Raw genomic sequence first — 19,698 nt, forward strand, 5'->3', positions numbered from 1 at the left:
CCGCCGAAGTTTGTAATGCTGAGCGTATGACCAGCGTGCAGGACGAAACGGGAGTACTGGCCGGCGACGAGCGGATGCTCATCGACGGCGAACTGCAACACACCAGCAGCGGCGCGACATTCGACGTCATCCATCCGGCGAGCGAAGAGGTGGCCGGGCAGGCAACCGACGGAACCGTCGCCGACATGGAACGCGCGGTCGGGGCGGCGCGGCGGGCGTTCGACCAGACCGACTGGTCGCGAGATCTTGACTTCCGCTATCACTGCCTCACCCAGCTGCACGCGGCGTTCGAGCGAAACAAGGAACACCTGCGGCGGGTCCTGATCACCGAGGTCGGCTGTCCGGTGAAGGTGACCGGGTCTCAGATCGAGAGTCCGATCGAGGAGGTCAAGCACTGGGCCGAGCACGGCAAGAACTTCGAGTACCTGGCCGATAACGGCGTGCACGAAACCCCGATGGGTCCTGCGCGCCGCAAGATCCATTACGAACCCGTCGGGGTGGTCGGGGCGATCACCCCGTGGAACGTTCCGTTCTACCTCAACGTCGCCGAAACGATCCCCGCACTGATGGCAGGCAACACAGTCGTCCTCAAACCCGCGCAGCTGACGCCGTGGTCGGGTAGCGAGTACGGCCGCATCGTGGCCGAGGAAACCGACATCCCCGCCGGTGTGTTCAACGTCGTCGTCTCCAACGCCAACGAGGTGGGCGCGGCGCTGTCAGCCGATCCGAGGGTGGACATGATCACGTTCACCGGCTCCACCGCGACGGGGCGGGCCATCCTGGCCGCGGGTGCGCCGACTGTCAAGAAGACGCTGCTGGAACTCGGCGGCAAGTCCGCCCACATCGTGCTCGACGACGCCGACTTCAACATGGCGCTGCCGATGGCCGCGTTGATGGCGTGCGTGATGTCCGGGCAGAGCTGCATTCTGCCCAGTCGGATCCTGTTGCCGCGCAGTCGTTATGACGAAGGGATCGAGATCATGAAGAACATGATGGAGAATTTTCCGGTCGGCGACCCGTGGGATCCGAACAACATGCAGGGCCCACAGATCAGCGAGGGGCAGCGTCAGAAGGTACTCGGGTTGATCAAGTCCGGAATCGACTCGGGCGCCCGGCTGGTCACCGGCGGCGGCATCCCAGAGAATCTGCCGACCGGCTACTACGTCCAGCCGACACTGCTGGCCGATGTCGACCCGGATTCGCAAGTGGCACAGGAGGAGATCTTCGGGCCGGTGTTGTCGGTCATTCCCTACGAGGGTGATGCGGAGGCCATCGCGATCGCCAACAACTCTATCTACGGACTCTCCGGTGAAGTCAGCGGCGGCGATCTGGACCGCGCGCTCGAGGTGGCCAAGCGGATGCGGACCGGCAACGTCACCATCAACGGCAAGAGCCACTTCGGCATCAACAGTCCGTTCGGCGGGACCAAACAGAGTGGGCTTGGTTATCGCAATGGTGAAGAGGGCTACAAGGAGTATCTGGAGGCGAAGACGATCGGCATGCCCGAATGAGCGACGAAGCCGAAATCGCCCGGCTGCTCTACCGATACGCCCGCGCCGTCGACACCAAGGACTGGGAGCTGTATCGGTCGGTGTTCACCGACGACGCGCACATCGATTACTCCTCGGCGGGCGCCATCGTGGGCAGCCGCGATGACGTGGTGGACTGGTTCGCGGCGAATTTCAGCGTGATCCCGTGGAGCATGCACTACATCACGAACATCGAAAGCGACATCGACGGCGATACCGCGACGGTTCGCGCGATGTTCTACAACCCCATGCAATTGCCTGGGATGGCGGAGATGAGTTCGTGCGGCGGGTACTACCACCATGAACTGGTGCGGACACCCGACGGCTGGCGCAGTCGTCGACTCCGCGAGGAGAACGTGTGGTTCGTCGGCCAGCCGGGCGCGGCGGATCAGCCTTCGGCGGCCAATTGACCACAGGCGGCCGCGATTTCGCGTCCGCGGGTGTCGCGCACGGTGCATGACACTCCGCGCTCCCGCACGCGCTTGACGAACTCGCGTTCGGCGGGTTTGGGACTGGCGTCCCACTCGCTACCCGGCGTCGGATTCAGCGGAATGAGGTTGACGTGCGCCAACGGTCCCAGCGCACCGTGCAGCAGCTTGCCCAAAAGATCCGCCCGCCAAGGCTGGTCGTTGATGTCGCGAATGAGCGCGTACTCGATCGACACCCGCCGCCCCGTTGTGTTCGCGTAATACCGTGCCGCATCGAGCACTTCGGAGACCTTCCAGCGATTGTTCACCGGAACCAGCGTGTCGCGCAGCTCGTCGTCGGGCGCGTGCAGTGACAGCGCCAGCGTCACGCCGAGGTGTTCGTCGGCCAGTTTGCGGATCGCCGGCGCGAGCCCGACCGTCGACACCGTGACCGAGCGAGCCGAGATGCCGAAACCATTGGGCGGCGGCGCGGTGATGCGATGCACGGCGGCAAGCACGCGGTTGTAGTTGGCCAGCGGCTCGCCCATCCCCATGAACACGATGTTGGACAGCCGGCCGCCGCGCGCGGCAGGCGCAATCCCCTCGCCGTCGCGGTCACGTAGTTCGACCGCCGCCGCCCGCACCTGCTCCAGGATCTCCGCGGTCGACAGGTTGCGCTGCAGGCCGCCCTGGCCGGTCGCGCAGAACGGGCACGCCATCCCGCAACCGGCCTGCGACGAGATGCACACGGTATTGCGCTGCGGATAGCGCATCAGCACCGATTCGAAGGTCGAGCCGTCGACCGCACGCCACAGCATCTTGCGGGTCTCGCCCTTGTCGCATTCGATCTCGCGCACGGCGTCGAGCAGCTTCGGGAACAGCGCGTCCCCGATCTGATCGCGCAGCGACGCCGGCAGGTCGGTCATCTGCGCAGGGTCGGCGGTCAGCCGTCCGTAGTAGTGGTTGGCCAGCTGTTTACCCCGGAATGCGGGCAGCCCCAGCTCGGCGACGGCGGCGTTGCGCGCGTCGTCGTCGAGGTCGGCGAGGTGACGCGGCGGCATTGCACGTCGCGGAGCGTCGAAAACGAGAGGCAGGGAGATGGCCATGAGCTCCTACCAGTATCTCATTGGTGACGGCCCGAAATTAATTCGCGAACTTCCGCGTTGGCCGCAACTATGGGTCATATGCCCACCAGGACCATGCCGCTCGGCTCGGCGTCGGCTCTGACGTTCTTCTATGCGTTGGGCTATCCCGTTGGCGCGCTTGCTGTTTCAGTGATGTCACCGATGGCTGTGCTGGTTTTCCGGTTTGGTTTGGCCGCGGCGATCCTCGCTACGTGGGCCAAATTCGCGAGGGTGAACTGGCCCACAGGGCGGACGCTGGTGCACGTGTTGATCAGCGGCCTGCTTGCCCAGGGCCTGCTGTTCACCTGCCTCTATGTGGCGCTGATGCATGGTGCACCCGCTGTGCTCGGCGCGGTGATCATTTCGATGAATCCGGTGGTGACGGCGGTGCTGGCCGCGATGTTCCTCGGCGAGGGGCTCACCAGAACGCGGGTCGTGGCGCTGGCGCTGGGTGTGGTGGCGGTGCTCGCGTCCTGTGCGGGACGCCTGATCGCGGTCGGCGGGGTCGATCCCGCGGTCCTGCTGATCCTCGTCTCGTTGTTCAGCGTGGCCGCGGGTGGCGTATACCAGCAGAAATTCTGCTCCGGCGTGGACTTCCGGGCGACTGCGGCCCTGCAGAACGCCGCCTGCATCCTGCCCGTCGTGGCCCTGGCCGCGGTGATGCCGTGGACGGTGACCGATCCGTGGAAGGCGGTGGCGGCCGTCGCGGCGGTCGTGCTGCTGAACGCGGTGCTGTCCATGACGCTCTACGTCCGCGGTATCACCGAGTACGGCGCCGCCGCGGTGGCGATGCTGTTCGCCGTGATCCCGGCGGTGGCGGGCGTTATGTCCTGGGTGATGCTCGGCCAGCGCCCCGACATCGGGATCGCTGTGGGCCTGGTCGTCGGTGCCGTCGCCTGTTGGCTCAACGCCAGGGGTTCACGCCAGCAGCGTGAGGACGATCCATCCCGCGACCGCCGAGGGCAGCATCGCGTCGATCCTGTCCATGATTCCCCCGTGGCCGGGCAATAGCTTGCCCATGTCCTTGATGCCGAGATCGCGCTTGACCTGCGACTCGACCAGGTCGCCGAGCACGCCGGTGATGACCAGCAGCAGACCCAGCGGAATCCCGACCCACCACGCTTTGTCGAGCAGGAAGACCACCGCCAGGACCGATGCGGTGATGCCGAACACCAGCGAGCCGCCCAGGCCCTCCCAGGATTTCTTCGGGCTGATCGCGGGCGCCATCAGATGCTTGCCGAACAGCACACCCGCCACATAGCCGCCGATGTCGGCGAACACGACAGTCAGGATCACCACGAACGTCCTGATTCCGCCGTCTTCCTGGAATATCAGCAGCGCACTGAAGCTGGCGAACAGCGGCACCCACGTCGCCAGCAGGATCGTCGCCGAGATGTCGCGCAGGTAGTTCTCGGGCTGCTGATTGAGCCCACGCCCGACCAGGCGCCACACCATGCACACGACGATCGTTCCGGCGTACGCACCCAGCAGCCCAGCAGGCCCGAACGGCCACGTCAGCCAGATCATCGCCAGGCCACCGACGAGCAGCGGGATCGCGGGCAGCGAATAGCCGGCCTCCCCTAGCCGGCGGATGACCTCGTGCATGCCGATCGGGATCGCCACCGACAGCATCACCAGCCATCCGATGGGCGCGAACAGCAGCACGCCGATCGCAAGTCCGCCGAGAAGCACACCGACCGCGATGGCAGCAGGCAGGTCACGGCCGGCCCGGGATTTCTTCTTGGGTGGCCCTTCGACCGGCGTTTCTGCCACGGGAGTCATGTGCTGGTCGGTCACTAGACCTCCAGCAACTCGCCTTCTTTGTGTTTGACCAGTTCGTCGATCTGGTTGGTGTAGGTGTGGGTGACCTTGTCGAGGTCCTTCTCGGCCCGGCTCACCTCGTCCTCGCCCGCCTCGCCGTCCTTCTTGATGCGGTGCAGCTCCTCCATGGCCTTGCGACGGATGTTGCGCACCGAGACCCTGGCGTCCTCCCCTTTGGCCTTGGCCTGCTTGACGAGGTCACGACGACGCTCCTCGGTGAGCTGCGGAATGGACACCCTAATGACATTGCCGTCGTTGGTCGGGTTCACACCCAGATCCGAGTTGCGAATCGCGTCCTCGATGTTGCGCAGCTGGTTGGACTCGTACGGCTTGATCACGACGAGCCGCGGCTCGGGGACGTTGATGCTGGACAGCTGTGTGATCGGCGTCTGTGAGCCGTAGTAGTCCATGTTGACGCGGGAGAACATGCCGGGATTGGCGCGCCCGGTCCGGATCGACGACAGGTCGTCGCGCGCCACCGCCACCGCCTTCTCCATCTTCTCTTCGGCATCGAAGAGGGTTTCCTCGATCACGTTGCTCTCCTCATGACGCGCTCCTGGCGGTGCGCGTCCATTGTTTAGGTGGTGACCAGTGTTCCGATCTTCTCACCTGCGACGGCACGCGCGATATTGCCGTCGGTGAGCAGGTTGAACACCAGGATCGGCATGCCATTGTCCATGCACAGGCTGAACGCGGTCGCATCGGCGACCGCCAGACCACGGTCGATGACCTCGCGGTGGCTGATCGCGGTCAGCAACTCGGCGTCGGGGTGCACTCTCGGGTCTGCTGTGAAGACTCCGTCGACCGCCTTGGCCATCAGCACCACCTCGGCGCCGATCTCCAACGCTCGCTGCGCGGCGGTCGTGTCCGTGGAGAAGTACGGCAGCCCCATACCGGCCCCGAAGATGACCACACGGCCCTTCTCCAGGTGCCTGCGTGCGCGCAGCGGGATGTACGGCTCGGCGACCTGGCCCATGGTGATCGCGGTCTGTACGCGGGTCTGGATGCCCTGCTTCTCCAGGAAGTCTTGCAGCGCAAGGCTGTTCATGACGGTGCCGAGCATGCCCATGTAATCGCTGCGGGTTCGCTCCATTCCACGCTGCTGTAGCTGCGCACCTCGGAAGAAGTTGCCGCCACCGATGACGACGGCGACCTGCACACCGCTGCGAACGACTTCGGCTATCTGTTGTGCCACCTGCTGGACGACGTCGGGGTCCAGGCCCACCTGGCCGCCACCGAACATTTCACCGCCAAGCTTGAGCAGCACGCGGGAGTACCCCGGCCGCAGCGGCGTATCGGAGGAAACAGGGTCGGCACCGTTGGGGCTGGTTGGCTGGCTGGCTGGCTCTGCCATCCGACTCCTTCGGGGTCCTTGCTGAGATTCCCCTAATCCTGCCTCATGGCGGCCCCCAGACCCAGAAGCGGGGTCGCGCGTCGCGGTCAGTCCGGCAAATGCGCAGTGAGGAGGAAGGCAGGCACCGAGTGGCGGCCATTAGGCTCTTTCCGCACGTCGGTTACGGGAAAGAACGCCTCGAAGCCCTCGGGGAATACGCCGTGGATCCGCGCCGGCTTGACCTCGTCAATGGTCCAGTACTTCGACACGACCTCGCGCAGTTCGTCCTCGGTGACGGGGTTGGCCGGCCCGTCGGGCATGCCGGCCCTGTCGAACACCAGCACGAAGTACGACGCGCCGGGCGCTGCGGCCCGCACGATCGACTGCTGATATCCGTCGCGCAGTTCGACCGGCATCGAGTGGAAGAGCGTCGAGTCGACGATCGTGTCGAAGCGACCGTCGTATCCGCCGAAATCGCTGATGTCGGCGACCTCGAAGCTGGCGTTGGTCAGCCCGCGCTGGGCGGCCTCCGCTTTCGCCAGCTCGATGGCGGTCGGCGATTGGTCCAGCCCGACGGTGGTGAACCCGCGTTCGGCCAGATACAGCGAGATGGCGGCCTCACCGCAGCCGGCATCGAGTACCTCGCCGCGGATTTTGCCCTGCTCGATCAACGTCACGAGCTCGGGCTGCGGCTCACCGATGCTCCACGGCGGCTTCGCTCCGGCCATCTCGGGCGCCTCGCCCCGGTATGCGGATTCGAACATCTCATTCGTGGGTTGCGTCATGAAACCGGTATATCAACCTGGTTGATATGTGTCAAGATGCTTGATATGGAGGACATGCTCGAGGATCAGCCGCTGGGATATCTGCTGTCCCGGGTGGCCAATGCGCTGCGGGCGGAAGTCACCGCGGCGGTGCTGGATCCGATGGGACTGGCCTTCCCGCAATACATCTGCCTGCGGATCCTGTCGAAGTACCCGGACCGGACCAATGCCGATCTCGCCCGCTACACGAACGTCACCCCGCAGGCGATGAACATGGTGTTGCGCCGCCTCGAGGAGCGCGGACTGGTCACCCGGCCGGCGAGCGTGACATCGGGACGGTCGCTGCCCGCCCGGTTGACGCGCGAGGGCGAGGGACTACTCAAGCGCACCGACGCCGGAGTTCGTGCCGCGGAGCGCAAGCTGATGTCCGGTCTGACCGCCGAACAGCGTCAGGAGTTCAAACGGGTCCTCGTGGCACTCGGTTCCGACTAGGTTCTGCGAGACTGGGACCGATGAAGATCGTCCTCGCCCCGGACTCGTTCAAGGAGTCGATGACCGCGACCGAAGCGGTTGCCGCGATGCGGGCCGGCGTACAGCAGGTGCTACCCGATGCCGAATGCGTCGGGGTTCCCATGGCCGACGGCGGCGAGGGCACCGTCAACGCTGTCGTCGACGCACTGCACGGTCAGCACATCGAGGCGCAGGTGTCCGGTCCGCTCGGCGCGACGATCACGGCGCGCTACGGCTACATCCCGCTGCGTCAGTTGGCGGTCATCGAGATGGCGGCCGCCGCGGGCCTGGAGCTCGTCCCGCCCGATCAGCGAGACGTGCTGCGCGCCAGCACCTTCGGTGTCGGACAGCTCATCTCCGCGGCACTGGACCGCGGTGCCGAGGAAATCCTGATCGGGTTGGGCGGATCGGCCACCAACGACGGCGGCGCGGGCATGCTCACCGCACTCGGCGCGTCGTTCGTCGACGCCGACGGTGCCGCGCTCGAACCCGGCGGCGCCGCGCTGCGCCACCTCGATCGCATCGACTTGTCCGGTCTGGACCCGCGGCTGCGCGATGTCCGCATCAACGTCGCGACCGACGTCACCGCTCCGCTCCTGGGCCCCACTGGCGCGTCCGCCGTGTTCGGACCTCAGAAGGGGGCGACGCCGGCCGATGTCCAGACTCTGGAATCGGCTTTGACGCAACTGGCGACCGTCACGTCCGCGACGCTGGGAAAAGCGAACCCGCAGCGGCCGGGCAACGGCGCGGCGGGTGGCCTGGGTTTCGCGCTCGTCGAGTTCCTCGGTGCGGAAAGCAAGCCGGGCGTCGACGAGGTCGCCGCTACCGTCGGCCTCGAACAGGCCGTGCGCGGGGCCGACTGGGTCTTCACCGGCGAGGGCAGCGTGGACGCCCAAACCGTCATGGGAAAAACACCTTTCGGCGTCGCACAGGCCGCGGCACGGAACGGTGCGAGGGTGGTGATCTTCGCCGGGCGGGTGGCGCCGGATGCCTCCGTGCTGCTGGAGCACGGAGTGGAGCGGCTCGTCGCGATCACCGCGGAGGGCACGCCCATCGAGCAGGCACTGCGCGAAGGTGCCGAATCACTTACGCGCGCAACGGCAGAGGTCTGCCGTCAGATCACTGGCTCATGAATGGATTTTCGCCCACGGGTGGGCCTCTTCGAGCTCGTACGCCAACTCCAGCAGTCGGGCTTCGCGGCCACGCGGGCTCGACAGCATCATGCCGACCGGCAGACCCGTGGCGGATTCCGCGAGCGGCAACGAGATTGCGGGATCGCCGGTCGCATTCTGTAGCGGGGTGAAGGCCGCCCAATCAACGAGCCGGTTCATCACAGTCTCGAAATCCTGCGTCGGGTCCAGGTGACCGATCGGCGGCGTGACCTCGGCCAGCGTTGGCATGAGCACGGCGTCGTACTGCTCCCCCAGCTTCGCGGTGATTCGGTGTGACGCGGACAGCCGTCGGATGGCCATCGGCACCTTGTACAAGTTGCGGGCGGCCTTGCGGTCGAGTCCGAGCGTGATGTTGTCCAGACGCGAGCGGTCGAAGCTGGGCCCGAACATCCGACGTCCGCCGCGGACCACGGCCATCGCCAAAAACGCCCAGTAGACCAGGAAGTCGTCCTTGAAGCGGGCGGGGACGGGGTTGTCGATCTCGGTGACGCGATGGCCCAGCTCCTCCAGCATCGCCGCTGTCTTCAGTGTCAGCTCGCGGATCTCGGGACTGGCGTCGCGCGAAATGGATTGTGTGCACACGGCGATGCGCAGTCGCTGCTTACTGGGTTGCGTCACGTCCCCGATGGGTGCCAGCTTCGGGTTGCGGTGGACGCGCTCGGCTTCGCGCAGGAACGCGGCGGTGTCGCGCACCGAACGCGACACCACGCCGTTGGCGACCAGATGCAGCGGCATCTGCGCGGTCTCCTTATCGAGCGGGATGCGGCCACGTGTCGGCTTCAACCCGACCAAACCGTTGCAGGAAGCCGGAATTCGGATCGAACCGCCGCCGTCGTTGGCGTGCGCGATCGGGACGACGCCGGCAGCGACGAACGCGGCGGAGCCCGACGACGACGCGCCCGCGGTGTGCTCGGGATTCCACGGGTTGCGCACCGGGCCGATGCGCGGATGCTCGGCCGCGCCGCTGAAGCCGAACTCCGACATCTGCGTCTTGCCCAACGGCACCAGTCCAGTGGCGAGAAATACCCGAGCGAACGCGCCGTCAGCGGGCATCGGTTCCGGATCCCATGCGTCGGTGCCCTGCATCGTGGGCCAGCCCCCGACGGCGACGTTGTCCTTGATGAACGACGGCACACCGTCGAAGTAGCCACCGAACGGACGTGATGCCGCCGCACGCGCCCGGGCACGGTCGTACGCCTCGAAAGCGAGGCCGTTGAGCGCCGGGTTGACGGCTTCGGCTCGGGCGATCGCCGCGTCGACGAGTTCAACCGCGGACACGGTGCCCGCCCGCAGGGCCTCGACAAGGCCGACGGCGTCGAGGTCGCCGAGGGCGTCGTCGCCGAAGGCGTGGCATCGGCCGTCTGTTCTCCGGCCGAGGGCCTCATCAGGACGTTTCATACAGCGACGGTACCAAGTCGTACCGCGTGACCGTCCGCCAATGCAAAAGGCCCCCAGAAACCTGGGGGCCTTCGCGGTAGAGCTCGTTACGTCTGGCCGACCTCGAAGCGCACGAACCGGGTGACGGTCACGCCCGCCTCCTCGAGCAGCGCCTTCACGGTCTTCTTGTTGTCGGACACCGACGGCTGATCCAGCAGCACGACGTCCTTGTAGAAGCCGGTCACGCGGCCTTCGACGATCTTGGGCAGCGCCTGCTCGGGCTTGCCCTCCTCCTTGGCCGTCTCCTCGGCGATCCGGCGCTCGTGGGCGACGATGTCCTCCGGCACGTCCTCACGGGTGAGGTACTTCGCCTTCAGCGCAGCGATCTGCAACGCCACGGCGTGCGCCGCAGCCTTGCCTTTCTCGTCGTCACCGGATTCGTACTCGACCAGCACGCCCACACCGGGCGGCAGGTCGGCGGCCCGCTTGTGCAGATACGTCTCGACGTTGCCGTCGAAGTAGGCCACACGGCGCAGTTCAAGCTTCTCGCCGATCTTCGCGGACAGGTCCGCGACAAGCTGCTCGACCGTTGTGTCGCCGGCCCCGCCACCAACCCGAGCGGCCTTGAGCGCGTCGACATCGGCGGCCTTGGCCGCCGCGGCGGCCGCGACGATCTGTTCGGCCGCGGCCTGGAACTCGGCGTTCTTGGCGACGAAGTCGGTCTCGGAGTTCAGCTCGATCAGCGCGCCGTCCTTCGCGGCGACCAGACCTTCGGCGGTCGCGCGCTCAGCGCGCTTGCCGACGTCCTTGGCGCCCTTGATGCGAAGCAGTTCGACGGCCTTGTCGAAGTCGCCCTCGGACTCGACCAGCGCGTTCTTGGAGTCGAGCATGCCGGCGCCGGTGAGCTCGCGAAGTCGCTTCACATCGGCAGCGGTGTAGTTCGCCATATCAGCCTTTCCCTATGACTCTTGAGGGGTTTCAGTGGTGGGGGCGGCGTCGGCCCCACCGGCATCGGTGGACGCCGTAGCGCCGGCGAGCAGTTCCTGCTCCCACTCGGCGAGCGGCTCGGCACCCTCGGCCTGGGCCTCTCCGTCACCCTTGCCTGCGCCGGCACGGGCCTGCAGACCCTCGGCGACCGCAGACGCCACGACCTTGGTCAGCAGCGCGGCCGAGCGGATCGCGTCGTCGTTGCCCGGGATCGGGTAGTCGACGAGGTCCGGATCGCAGTTGGTGTCGAGGATCGCGATGATCGGGATGTTCAGCTTGCGGGCCTCCGCAACGGCGAGGTGCTCCTTGTTGGTGTCGACGACCCAGATCGCCGACGGCACCTTCTGCATGTCCCGGATACCGCCGAGGCTGCGCTCGAGCTTGTTCTTCTCGCGGGTCAGCATCAAGATTTCCTTCTTGGTGCGGCCCTCGAAGCCACCGGTCTGCTCCATGGCCTCGAGTTCCTTGAGGCGCTGCAGACGCTTGTGCACGGTAGAGAAGTTGGTGAGCATGCCGCCCAGCCAGCGCTGGTTCACGTAAGGCATGCCGACGCGGGTCGCCTCTTCGGCGATCGACTCCTGCGCCTGCTTCTTGGTACCGACGAACATGATGCTGCCGCCATGGGCGACAGTCTCCTTGACGAACTCGTACGCCTTGTCGATGTATGTCAGCGTCTGCTGCAGATCGATGATGTAGATGCCGTTGCGGTCGGTGAAGATGAACCGCTTCATCTTGGGATTCCAGCGACGGGTCTGATGCCCGAAGTGGGTGCCGCTGTCCAGCAGCTGTTTCATGGTCACGACGGCCATGGGTGTGCCTCACTCAATATGTCGGTTGTCGCGCAGCGTCGGGTGACGCCGTGCCCTGGTGCCCGCTGGAGTGCCGAACCCGTCCGAAAACGGGACCGACGGCATCCTGACTGACCTTGGTGGAACCGGGTCATGTGCAGACACGCGAAGTCAGCCCGCGCAAGCGAGCTGCGGATAGGAGTTTACACGCTGCCCAGGGGTGCTTTTTCCATCCGGAGGGCAGGAGCGAAGCGACCGGGGATTATGCACAGCGACGCGCTGCTTCACAGATGACGGGCGGCGGCTGGCGTGAAAGTGGTCCATCGCGCTGAGCTGGGTATATGCGATGGATCGTGCCGTTCGCGGCTGCGATTGCCCTGGCCGCGCCGGCGTCAGCCGATGGGGAGCGGCTGACTTGGCCGCTGCGGCCGCGGCCGGCTGTGGTGCGGATGTTCGACGCACCGTCGCCCAACTGGAAGCCGGGCCATCGCGGTGTCGATCTCGCCGGAGCCCCTGGTCAGCCCGTATTCGCCGCAGCCGGCGGAACGGTGGTGTTCGCCGGTGAGCTCGCGGGCAGGCCGGTCGTGTCGATCGCTCATCCCGGCGGTTTACGCACCAGCTACGAACCCGTCGCGGCGTCGGTGCGGGCCGGCCGGCGGGTCGACGCAGGCACGATGCTCGGCCACCTGGAGGCCGGCCATGCCGGCTGTGGCGAAGCGGCCTGCCTGCACTGGGGAGCGATGTGGGGTCCGGCGTCGCGCGCGGACTACGTCGATCCGCTCGGCCTCGTCGTGGACACCCCTATCCGCCTCAAGCCCGTGCGCTAGCGATTTCGGTGTCCGCAGTCGCGCTCACCGCGACCAGCTACACCGAAATCGCAACTACGCGCGGGGGTGGGCCTGGTCGTGGACGGCACGCAGGCGCGCGACCGTGACGTGGGTGTAGAGCTGCGTGGTGGCCAGCGTCGAATGGCCGAGCAGTTCCTGTACGACGCGCAGATCCGCGCCACCTTCGAGCAGATGGGTGGCGGCGCTGTGCCGCAGCCCGTGCGGCCCGATGTCGGGTGCGCCGTCGACCGCAGCCATCGTCTGGTGCACGACCGTGCGGGCCTGCCGCGGGTCGAGTCGTCGCCCACGCGCACCCAGAAGCAGCGCGGGACCGGAGTCTTTGGTGGCCAACGCGGGGCGACCGTCGGACAGCCATTCGGTTAGCGCCGCGACCGCGGGCGCCCCGAACGGCACCGTTCGCTGCTTGTTGCCCTTGCCGAGCACGCGCAGCAGGCGTCGGGAGGTGTCGACGTCGTCGATGTCCAGTCCGCACAACTCGCTGACCCGAATACCGCTCGCGTAGAGCAGCTCGACGATCAAACGGTCGCGTAACGCTAGCGGATCTCCCTGTTGTGCACCGGATTTCGCTGCGGCCATGGCGTCCAGCGCCTGGTCCTGACGCAGCACGGCCGGCAGTGTGCGGCGGGCCTTGGGCACCTGCAGGCGCGCGGCGGGGTCGCTTGCCACCAGACCGCGTCGCACCGCCCAAGCCGTGAAGGTCTTGACGGCGGACGTGCGACGGGCCAGCGTCGTCCTGGCTGCGCCTGTGGCGGCCAGCGCCGCGAGCCACGAACGCAGAATTGGCAGTGTCAACCCGGAAATCCCCGCGTCGGGTACGCGTTGGGCGACGAAGTCGAATAGCGACCGCAGATCACCGAGATAGGCGCGACGCGTGTGTTCAGAGCGACCGCGCTCCAGCGCGAGGTACTCGTCGAACTCCTCGAGGATCGCCTCCACGCCGTCAACCGTCGCAGACAACGACTCCCCGACTCAGCTGACGCGCCGCAACGCGTCGGGAGTCAGTTCCTTCAGCGAGCGATAGCCGTCGACGGCCATCGTCAGGTCGGCCTCGGCGAGCAGCGACCGCAGCACGTGCACGATGCCGTCCTCTCCGCCGAGCGCGAGGCCGTAGGTGTACGGCCTGCCGATCGCGACCGTCGAGGCGCCGAGCGCGATCGCCTTGACGATGTCGGCCCCGCTGCGGATGCCCGAATCGAACAGCACCGGCATCCCGTCGGCGGCCTCCACCACACCGGGCAGGCAGTCGATGGCCGGAATTCCGCCGTTGGCCTGGCGGCCGCCGTGGTTGGAGCAGTAGATGGCGTCGACGCCACCGTCTTTCGCGCGCCGTACGTCGTCGGGATGGCAGATGCCCTTGAGGAGCAGCGGCAGCGAGGTGAGTGAGCGCAGCCACGGCAGGTCGTCCCACGTCAGCGGATTCCCGAAGATCGAGATCCACTGCATGATCGCAGCCTGCATGTTCTCTTCCGGCGGCTGCGCCAGGCTGTCGAGGAACACCGGATCGGTGGTGTAGTTCGCCAGACAGTGGCCACGCAGGAACGGGAAGTTCGAAGTCGACAGGTCGCGTGGTCGCCAGCCGGGGATCCAGGTGTCCAGTGTCACGACGATGCCCTTGAAACCGGCGGCCTCCGCGCGTTGCACGAAGCTAGCGGCAACGTCTCGGTCCTTGGGGGTGTAGAGCTGGAAAAAGCCTGGCGTGTCGCCTAATTCGGCGGCGACGGCCTCCATCGGATCGGCAGTCATGGTTGAGGCGATCATCGGCACGCCGGTGCGCGCTGCCGCACGTGCTGTGGCGAGGTCGCCGTGTCCGTCCTGCGCACACAAACCGATGACACCGACGGGAGCCATCATCACCGGCGACGGCAGCGAGAGCCCGAGGAAATCGACAGTCAAGTCGCGTTCGGCGGCGCCGACGAACATCCGCGGCATAAGTCCCCAGTTCTCGAAGGCGGTGGCGTTGACGCGCTGAGTACGTTCGTCGCCTGCGCCGCCCGCGACGTAGGACCACATCGACGGTGACATCGCGGCCTGCGCCTTGGCCTCCAACTCCGCGAAAGACATCGGGAGCTTAGGCAGGACGCCGGACAGACCCTGGAAGTAGATCTCGAGCTGGTAATCGCCGTAAGCCATGCGGCTAGCGTGCCAGGCTCGCGGTCACGCGTTGGCCTGTTCTGCCTTCGCGAGTTCCGCCTTCCACTGCCTGAACGTCTCCTCGGTGCGGCCGCGGCGCCAGTATCCCGAGATCGACGACGCCCACTTGGCGTCCACGCCACGCTCCTTGCGGATGTAAGGACGCAGGTTGTGCATGACGGTCTGCGCCTCGCCGTGGATGAACACCTGCACTTGACCGGGCAACCACGCCGCGCCCTTCACGGCGTCGATGAGCGGCGCGTGGTCACCGGCCTGGTCCTCGGCCACCAGGTCGGCGCGACCGCCCCGGTAGATCCACGTGATGTCCACACCCGGCGGCGCCTGCAGTTCGACCTCGTCGTCGGGCCCGCCCACCTCGATGAAAACCTGACCGATTGCGTTGTCCGGCAATGCTTCCAACGCCGCGCCGATCGCCGGCACAGCGGCCTCGTCGCCGGCGAGCAGGTGCCAGTCGGCCGCGGGATCGGGCGCGTACCCGCCACTGGGCCCCATCAGGTAGGCCGGCTGACCGGGTTGCGCCGCGACGGCCCACGGACCGGCGACACCGTGCTCACCGTGCACCACGAAGTCGATGACGATCTCGCGTCGCTCGGCATCCACCTTTCGGACCGTGTACGTGCGCACGGTCGGTTGTTGCGCGGCGGGCAGAGCCTTGAAACTGTCCAGTGTCAGCGGCTGCTCCAACGCGGCGACGTCGACACCGGGGCGAACGAACACGATCTTGACGTAGGCGTCGGTGGAGTCGTTGGGCGTGAAGGTGTCGAAGCCCGCGCCGCCGAGCACGACCCGCTTGAGATGCGGGGTCAGCTGCTCGGTGCGCACCACTTCGAACGTGTGCACCGGACGTCCTGCCACTGTTCCTCCTGTTGATCGCTCGCCACGTCGAGGATACGAGCGCCCGCAGCGTGCCGGTCGGCTACCTCATGTCGTACGAGATGTCGTCCGTGCCAGCTTCCACCTCCCCTCGCGGCGCACCACCAAACCGGACAGCTCCAGCACCGCCAGCGGACCGAGCACCTGCGTCGGCGGCAGGCCGGTGGCCACCGCGATCTCGTCGGCGGTGCGGGCGGCCCGGGCCGGCAGCGCGTCGTAAACCCTTTTGTCGGCGTCGCTCAGCCCGTCCAACGCAGATGCCGGTCGGTGCTCATCCGGTGCGAGTTCGCCCACGCGGCCGATCAATTCGATGACGTCCTCGGCGCGAGTCACCACGTTGGCGCCCGCCTTCAGCAGCGCGTGACTGCCGACCGACGCAGACGACGTCACCGGGCCGGGCACCGCGCAGACCGGACGCCCCAGCGCGCGGGCCCACGCCGCGGTGTTCGCCGCGCCGCTGCGCGCGCCCGCCTCGACGACGACGGTCGCACCCGCGAGACCCGCGACCAATCTGTTGCGCGTCAGAAAACGGTGCCGCGCGGGCCGTTCGCCAGGTGGATACTCACTGATCACGAGACCGTGGTCGCGGATCTGCCGCAGCATCGCGGCGTGCGCCGACGGGTAGGGCACGTCGATGCCGCCTGCGAGCACCGCCACCGTCGTCCCGTCCGCCGCCAGCGCGGCGCGGTGTGCGGCGCCGTCGATTCCGAAGGCCCCGCCCGAGATCACCGTCGCGTCACGGGCCGCCAAACCCGCCGCCAGGTCCCCGGCGACGAACTCGCCGTACGCCGTCGCCGCCCGCGTGCCGACAATTGCCGCCGCACGATCGGAAACCTCGTCGAGGCACATCGGACCGACGGCCCACAGCACCATCGGCTCATGTGCCTGCGGCCGGTCGTTGACACCGCGAAACGCGTTGAATGCCAACAGCGGCCACTCGGCGTCATCAGCGGTGATCAGCCGTCCGCCCATACGGTTCAGGACTTCTAGATCTTCTGCTGCACAGTCGATCTCGCGTCTGGCCTCGACGACGCGGCCGACGGTGCCGTCGGCTGCCCCGCTACGCACACGGTCGGCGGCCTCCACCGGACCGACTCGTCGGGCCAACGCGCGCAGTTCCGGACACGGCGGTTCCGCGACTCGCGACAGATAGGCCCATGCACGCGCGATCTGATCGCTCATCGCGCTCCCCCGTCCTGTCGAAAGCTCAACGCGGTGGTCACGTCCTCCAACGTCGGCGACGTTCGTCCCGCCAGGTCGGCGAGTGTCCAGGCGACTCGCTGAACGCGGTCTGCTCCGCGCTGGCTGAGTAGACCGCGGTCGAGCGCGAAACGAAGAGGCTCGGTGACAGTCTTGGCAAGCCGGAACTTCTTGCGCAGCAGGGACCCACTCACCTCGGCATTGGTGCGGATGCCGTGGGGCCGCCACCGCTCCACCGCAGCCTCGCGTGCTTTCGCGACCCGCTCGCGCACGTCGACGGTCGACTCGCCCTCCTGCTGGGCAAACGCGCCGGCGCGCTCGGAATGCATCTCGACGACCAGGTCCACACGGTCGAGCAGTGGGCCGGACAGCTTGCCCAGATAGCGTCGCTTGATCTGCCCCGGACAGATGCAGTCACGCGGATCCGCAGGTGCGCACGGACACGGGTTGGCGGCCAGCACCAACTGGAACCGGGCCGGATACCGCGCCACGCCGTCGCGGCGGGCCAACCGAATCTCACCGTCTTCCAGCGGAGTTCGCAACGCTTCCATCACACTGACGCCGATCTCCGCGCATTCGTCGAGAAACAACACGCCGCGGTGGGCGCGACTAACTGCACCCGGTCGGGCCAATCCGCTGCCGCCGCCGACCATCGCCGCCACGCTCGAGGTGTGATGCGGCGCGACGAATGGCGGCCGCGTGATCAACGGCGTACTGCCCGACAACAGGCCGGCCACCGAGTGAATCGCCGTCACCTCAAGTGCCTCACTTTCGCTGAGTTCTGGCAACAAACCTGGAAGCCGCTGTGCCAGCATCGTTTTTCCGACGCCCGGCGGGCCGGTCAACATCAGGTGATGCGCACCGGCGGCGGCAACCTCGACCGCGTAACGGGCCTGTGTCTGACCGACCACGTCGGACAGGTCGGCCACGGGCGCCGGCGCTGGGCACGACGTGCCACCGTTCTCCTCGAGGTGCGCCTTGCCCTCGAGCCAGCACTTCAGTTGGCCGAGTGTCCGCACCCCCTTGACGTCGATGCCGTGCACCAGCGCCGCTTCCGGCAAATTCTCAACCGGGACCACCACGAGCGGCCATCCCTCCTTCTTCGCGGCGAGTACCGCGGGCAGCACTCCCTTGACGGGCCGCACCCGGCCGTCGAGCGCCAGTTCGCCGAGCAGCACCGTCTTCTCCAACCGCGCCCACTCCGCCTTGCTGTGCGCGGACATCACCGCCAACGCGAGCGCGATGTCATAGACGGAGCCCATCTTCGGCAGCGTCGCGGGTGAGAGCGCCAGCGTCAGCCGGGCCTGCGGCCACTCGTTGCCGCAGTTGGTGATCGCCGCGCGAACCCGGTCCCGCGACTCCTGCAACGCGGCGTCCGGCAGCCCGACGAGGTGCACACCGGGCAGCCCCGACGCGATGTCGGCCTCGATCTCCACGATGTGCCCGTCAAGGCCGCGCACGGCGACCGAGAATGCTCGTCCCAGCGCCATCAGCCCACTCCCCGCAGATGGGTGATCTCCGGAATCGGTCGGCGACCGATGCGCACGCCGACGACGTCGATGCGCACCCCGCACCAGCGGGCATCCTGTCGTGCCAGCCACAGCCCTGCGAGGCGCCTCAGCCGACGTACCTTCTGCGGTGTGACCGCCTGTTCGATTCCCCCGAACCGGTCGCTGGTGCGGGTCTTCACCTCGACGAACACCACGACGCGCGAGGCGTCGTCGGCCGCGATCACGTCGAGTTCGCCATAACGGCAGCGCCAGTTACGTGCGAGGACTCGTAATCCCACCGATTGCAGATGTTCGACGGCCAAACGTTCGCCCAGTGCGCCGATCTCGGCGCGGGTCCACGACGTCTTCGGATGAGTCATGGCCACACGGTGCGACGCGACGCCGACAAGCTGCGGCCGCCGAACCGCACTTATCCCCAACCACCAACTCATCCACAGCCCGAATGAGTTTCGCCACCGTCAAAAAGCGGGTACAGGACCACATGGCCAACAAGTCCCTCCATGGCGCAGCTGATCGCGCGACCGACAGCGACGCGTTCGAATACACCGCTCGCGCTGGCTTCGTCGTCAGCGGTGTGCTGCACCTGCTGGTCGGATACATCATCCTTCAGATCGCCTTCGGGTCCGGCGGTAATGCGGATCAGTCCGGCGCCCTTGCGACCCTGGCCGCCCAGACCGGTGGCAAGTTGATCCTGTGGGCGGCCGCGATCGGCCTTGTCGCACTTGGTCTATGGCGTGTCGCCGAGGCAATCGTCGGCTCCAAACCAGGTGAAGGGTCCGGAACCAACCGGGATGACACACCCGCCTGGAAACGCGCGAAGGCCGCAGGACTGGCGATCGTGAACTTCGCCATCGCGCTGTCGGCCGCCCGCTTCGCCATGGGCAGCGGTCAGCAGAGTAGTCAGCAGAACAGCGGGATGAGCGCGCAGTTGATGCAATCCGGCTGGGGCAAGACACTCCTCATCGCCGTCGGGCTCGGGCTCGTCGGGGTGGGCGGCTATCACGTCTACAAGGGCGTGGTCCAAAAGTTCTTCAAAGACCTGCGCGTCTCGGACGGCACCTGGATCAAAGCCGTCGGGATCAGCGGCTACGTCGCCAAAGGGCTGGTGTTGGCAGGCGCGGGCCTTCTGGTGATCGTCGCGACGCTGCAGGCCGACCCCTCGAAGGCGGCCGGTCTCGACGCCGCGGTGAAGGCTCTCGGCCAGGCCCCGTTCGGCAAGTTCCTGCTCATCCTCGCCGCGCTCGGCATCGCCGCGTTCGGCGTTTACAACTTCGTACGCGGTCGTTACGGCCGGATGTGACGG

20 protein-coding genes and 1 pseudogene are annotated in these 19,698 nt (G+C 67.0%); 7 read left to right on the forward strand and 14 right to left on the reverse strand.

The window, feature by feature from the left end; genetic code table 11:
* Positions 1-26 precede the first annotated feature (26 nt).
* Positions 27-1,511, forward strand: coding sequence for an aldehyde dehydrogenase family protein (locus M1248_RS03195; RefSeq protein WP_317147526.1), 1,485 nt, complete (start codon positions 27-29; stop codon positions 1,509-1,511).
* Positions 1,508-1,939, forward strand: a complete 432-nt coding sequence (locus M1248_RS03200) for a nuclear transport factor 2 family protein (RefSeq protein WP_317147527.1) — start codon at positions 1,508-1,510, stop codon at positions 1,937-1,939. The genes M1248_RS03195 and M1248_RS03200 overlap by 4 nt, the downstream gene beginning before the upstream one ends.
* On the opposite strand, the gene rlmN is transcribed toward M1248_RS03200, so the two are convergent.
* Positions 1,918-3,042, reverse strand: a complete 1,125-nt coding sequence (rlmN, locus tag M1248_RS03205) for a 23S rRNA (adenine(2503)-C(2))-methyltransferase RlmN (protein ID WP_163726103.1) — start codon at positions 3,040-3,042, stop codon at positions 1,918-1,920. The genes M1248_RS03200 and rlmN overlap by 22 nt on opposite strands.
* A gap of 69 nt (positions 3,043-3,111) precedes the next feature.
* Here rlmN and M1248_RS03210 point away from each other — a divergent pair, with 69 nt between their 5' ends.
* Positions 3,112-4,071 carry a DMT family transporter gene (locus M1248_RS03210; protein WP_410506611.1) on the forward strand — a complete coding sequence of 320 codons (960 nt, stop codon included), beginning with the start codon at positions 3,112-3,114 and terminating at the stop codon, positions 4,069-4,071.
* Here M1248_RS03210 and M1248_RS03215 read toward each other — a convergent pair.
* From M1248_RS03215 to M1248_RS03230, 4 genes are all read right to left on the reverse strand, one after another.
* Positions 3,979-4,857: a phosphatidate cytidylyltransferase gene (locus M1248_RS03215; protein WP_232076066.1), complete on the reverse strand. Its 879-nt coding sequence runs from the start codon at positions 4,855-4,857 to the stop codon at positions 3,979-3,981. The genes M1248_RS03210 and M1248_RS03215 overlap by 93 nt on opposite strands.
* Entirely contained in the window at positions 4,857-5,414 is a 558-nt protein-coding gene (gene frr / locus M1248_RS03220) for a ribosome recycling factor (protein WP_083129212.1), read from the reverse strand. Before frr ends, M1248_RS03215 begins: the two co-directional genes overlap by 1 nt.
* A gap of 44 nt (positions 5,415-5,458) precedes the next feature.
* Positions 5,459-6,235 carry a UMP kinase gene (gene pyrH, locus M1248_RS03225; protein ID WP_163726100.1) on the reverse strand — a complete coding sequence of 259 codons (777 nt, stop codon included), beginning with the start codon at positions 6,233-6,235 and terminating at the stop codon, positions 5,459-5,461.
* 86 nt (positions 6,236-6,321) lie between these two features.
* A complete protein-coding gene (locus M1248_RS03230; RefSeq protein WP_163726098.1) occupies positions 6,322-6,999 on the reverse strand; it encodes a class I SAM-dependent methyltransferase in 678 nt (225 codons plus the stop codon).
* A 36-nt stretch (positions 7,000-7,035) separates the two neighbouring features.
* On the opposite strand from M1248_RS03230, the gene M1248_RS03235 reads away from it, so the two are divergent.
* Both M1248_RS03235 and M1248_RS03240 read left to right on the forward strand, forming a co-directional pair.
* Positions 7,036-7,470, forward strand: a complete 435-nt coding sequence (locus M1248_RS03235) for a MarR family winged helix-turn-helix transcriptional regulator (protein WP_174262004.1) — start codon at positions 7,036-7,038, stop codon at positions 7,468-7,470.
* Between the two features lie 20 nt (positions 7,471-7,490).
* A complete protein-coding gene (locus M1248_RS03240; RefSeq protein ID WP_317147528.1) occupies positions 7,491-8,621 on the forward strand; it encodes a glycerate kinase in 1,131 nt (376 codons plus the stop codon).
* On the opposite strand, the gene M1248_RS03245 is transcribed toward M1248_RS03240, so the two are convergent.
* The 3 genes from M1248_RS03245 to rpsB form a co-directional block, all read right to left on the reverse strand.
* A complete protein-coding gene (locus M1248_RS03245) occupies positions 8,616-10,058 on the reverse strand; it encodes an amidase (RefSeq protein WP_163726092.1) in 1,443 nt (480 codons plus the stop codon). The genes M1248_RS03240 and M1248_RS03245 overlap by 6 nt on opposite strands.
* Before the next feature lie 86 nt (positions 10,059-10,144).
* Positions 10,145-10,984 (reverse strand): translation elongation factor Ts, encoded by an 840-nt coding sequence (gene tsf / locus M1248_RS03250; protein ID WP_163726089.1) that lies wholly within the window; start codon positions 10,982-10,984, stop codon positions 10,145-10,147.
* Positions 10,985-10,996: 12 nt separating this feature from the next.
* Positions 10,997-11,833 (reverse strand): 30S ribosomal protein S2, encoded by an 837-nt coding sequence (gene rpsB, locus M1248_RS03255; protein ID WP_163726086.1) that lies wholly within the window; start codon positions 11,831-11,833, stop codon positions 10,997-10,999.
* A gap of 359 nt (positions 11,834-12,192) precedes the next feature.
* Between rpsB and M1248_RS03260 the strand changes: the two are divergent.
* Positions 12,193-12,633 (forward strand): annotated as a pseudogene (locus M1248_RS03260) (M23 family metallopeptidase); the annotation flags it as partial.
* Positions 12,634-12,693: 60 nt separating this feature from the next.
* Here M1248_RS03260 and M1248_RS03265 read toward each other — a convergent pair.
* The 6 genes from M1248_RS03265 to M1248_RS03290 all read right to left on the reverse strand — a co-directional run bounded on the left by M1248_RS03265 (position 12,694) and on the right by M1248_RS03290 (position 18,754).
* Positions 12,694-13,596: a tyrosine recombinase XerC gene (locus M1248_RS03265; protein ID WP_317147674.1), complete on the reverse strand. Its 903-nt coding sequence runs from the start codon at positions 13,594-13,596 to the stop codon at positions 12,694-12,696.
* Between the two features lie 33 nt (positions 13,597-13,629).
* Positions 13,630-14,790 (reverse strand): lactate 2-monooxygenase, encoded by a 1,161-nt coding sequence (locus tag M1248_RS03270; protein WP_317147530.1) that lies wholly within the window; start codon positions 14,788-14,790, stop codon positions 13,630-13,632.
* 24 nt (positions 14,791-14,814) lie between these two features.
* Positions 14,815-15,666, reverse strand: a complete 852-nt coding sequence (locus M1248_RS03275; protein ID WP_163726076.1) for a siderophore-interacting protein — start codon at positions 15,664-15,666, stop codon at positions 14,815-14,817.
* A 66-nt stretch (positions 15,667-15,732) separates the two neighbouring features.
* Positions 15,733-16,866, reverse strand: coding sequence for a DNA-processing protein DprA (gene dprA, locus M1248_RS03280; RefSeq protein ID WP_317147531.1), 1,134 nt, complete (start codon positions 16,864-16,866; stop codon positions 15,733-15,735).
* On the reverse strand, positions 16,863-18,374 hold the full coding sequence (locus M1248_RS03285; RefSeq protein ID WP_317147532.1) for a YifB family Mg chelatase-like AAA ATPase: 1,512 nt from the start codon (positions 18,372-18,374) through the stop codon (positions 16,863-16,865). Before M1248_RS03285 ends, dprA begins: the two co-directional genes overlap by 4 nt.
* Positions 18,374-18,754 (reverse strand): YraN family protein, encoded by a 381-nt coding sequence (locus M1248_RS03290; RefSeq protein WP_163726067.1) that lies wholly within the window; start codon positions 18,752-18,754, stop codon positions 18,374-18,376. The genes M1248_RS03285 and M1248_RS03290 overlap by 1 nt, the downstream gene beginning before the upstream one ends.
* A gap of 122 nt (positions 18,755-18,876) precedes the next feature.
* Here M1248_RS03290 and M1248_RS03295 point away from each other — a divergent pair, with 122 nt between their 5' ends.
* Complete coding sequence (locus M1248_RS03295; protein ID WP_163736904.1) at positions 18,877-19,695, forward strand: DUF1206 domain-containing protein; 819 nt, start codon at positions 18,877-18,879, stop codon at positions 19,693-19,695.
* The last annotated feature ends 3 nt before the right edge of the window (positions 19,696-19,698 follow it).

The sequence above is a fragment of the Mycobacterium sp. 29Ha genome, from assembly GCF_032883055.1.
Taxonomy (GTDB): Bacteria; Actinomycetota; Actinomycetes; order Mycobacteriales; family Mycobacteriaceae; genus Mycobacterium; species Mycobacterium gallinarum.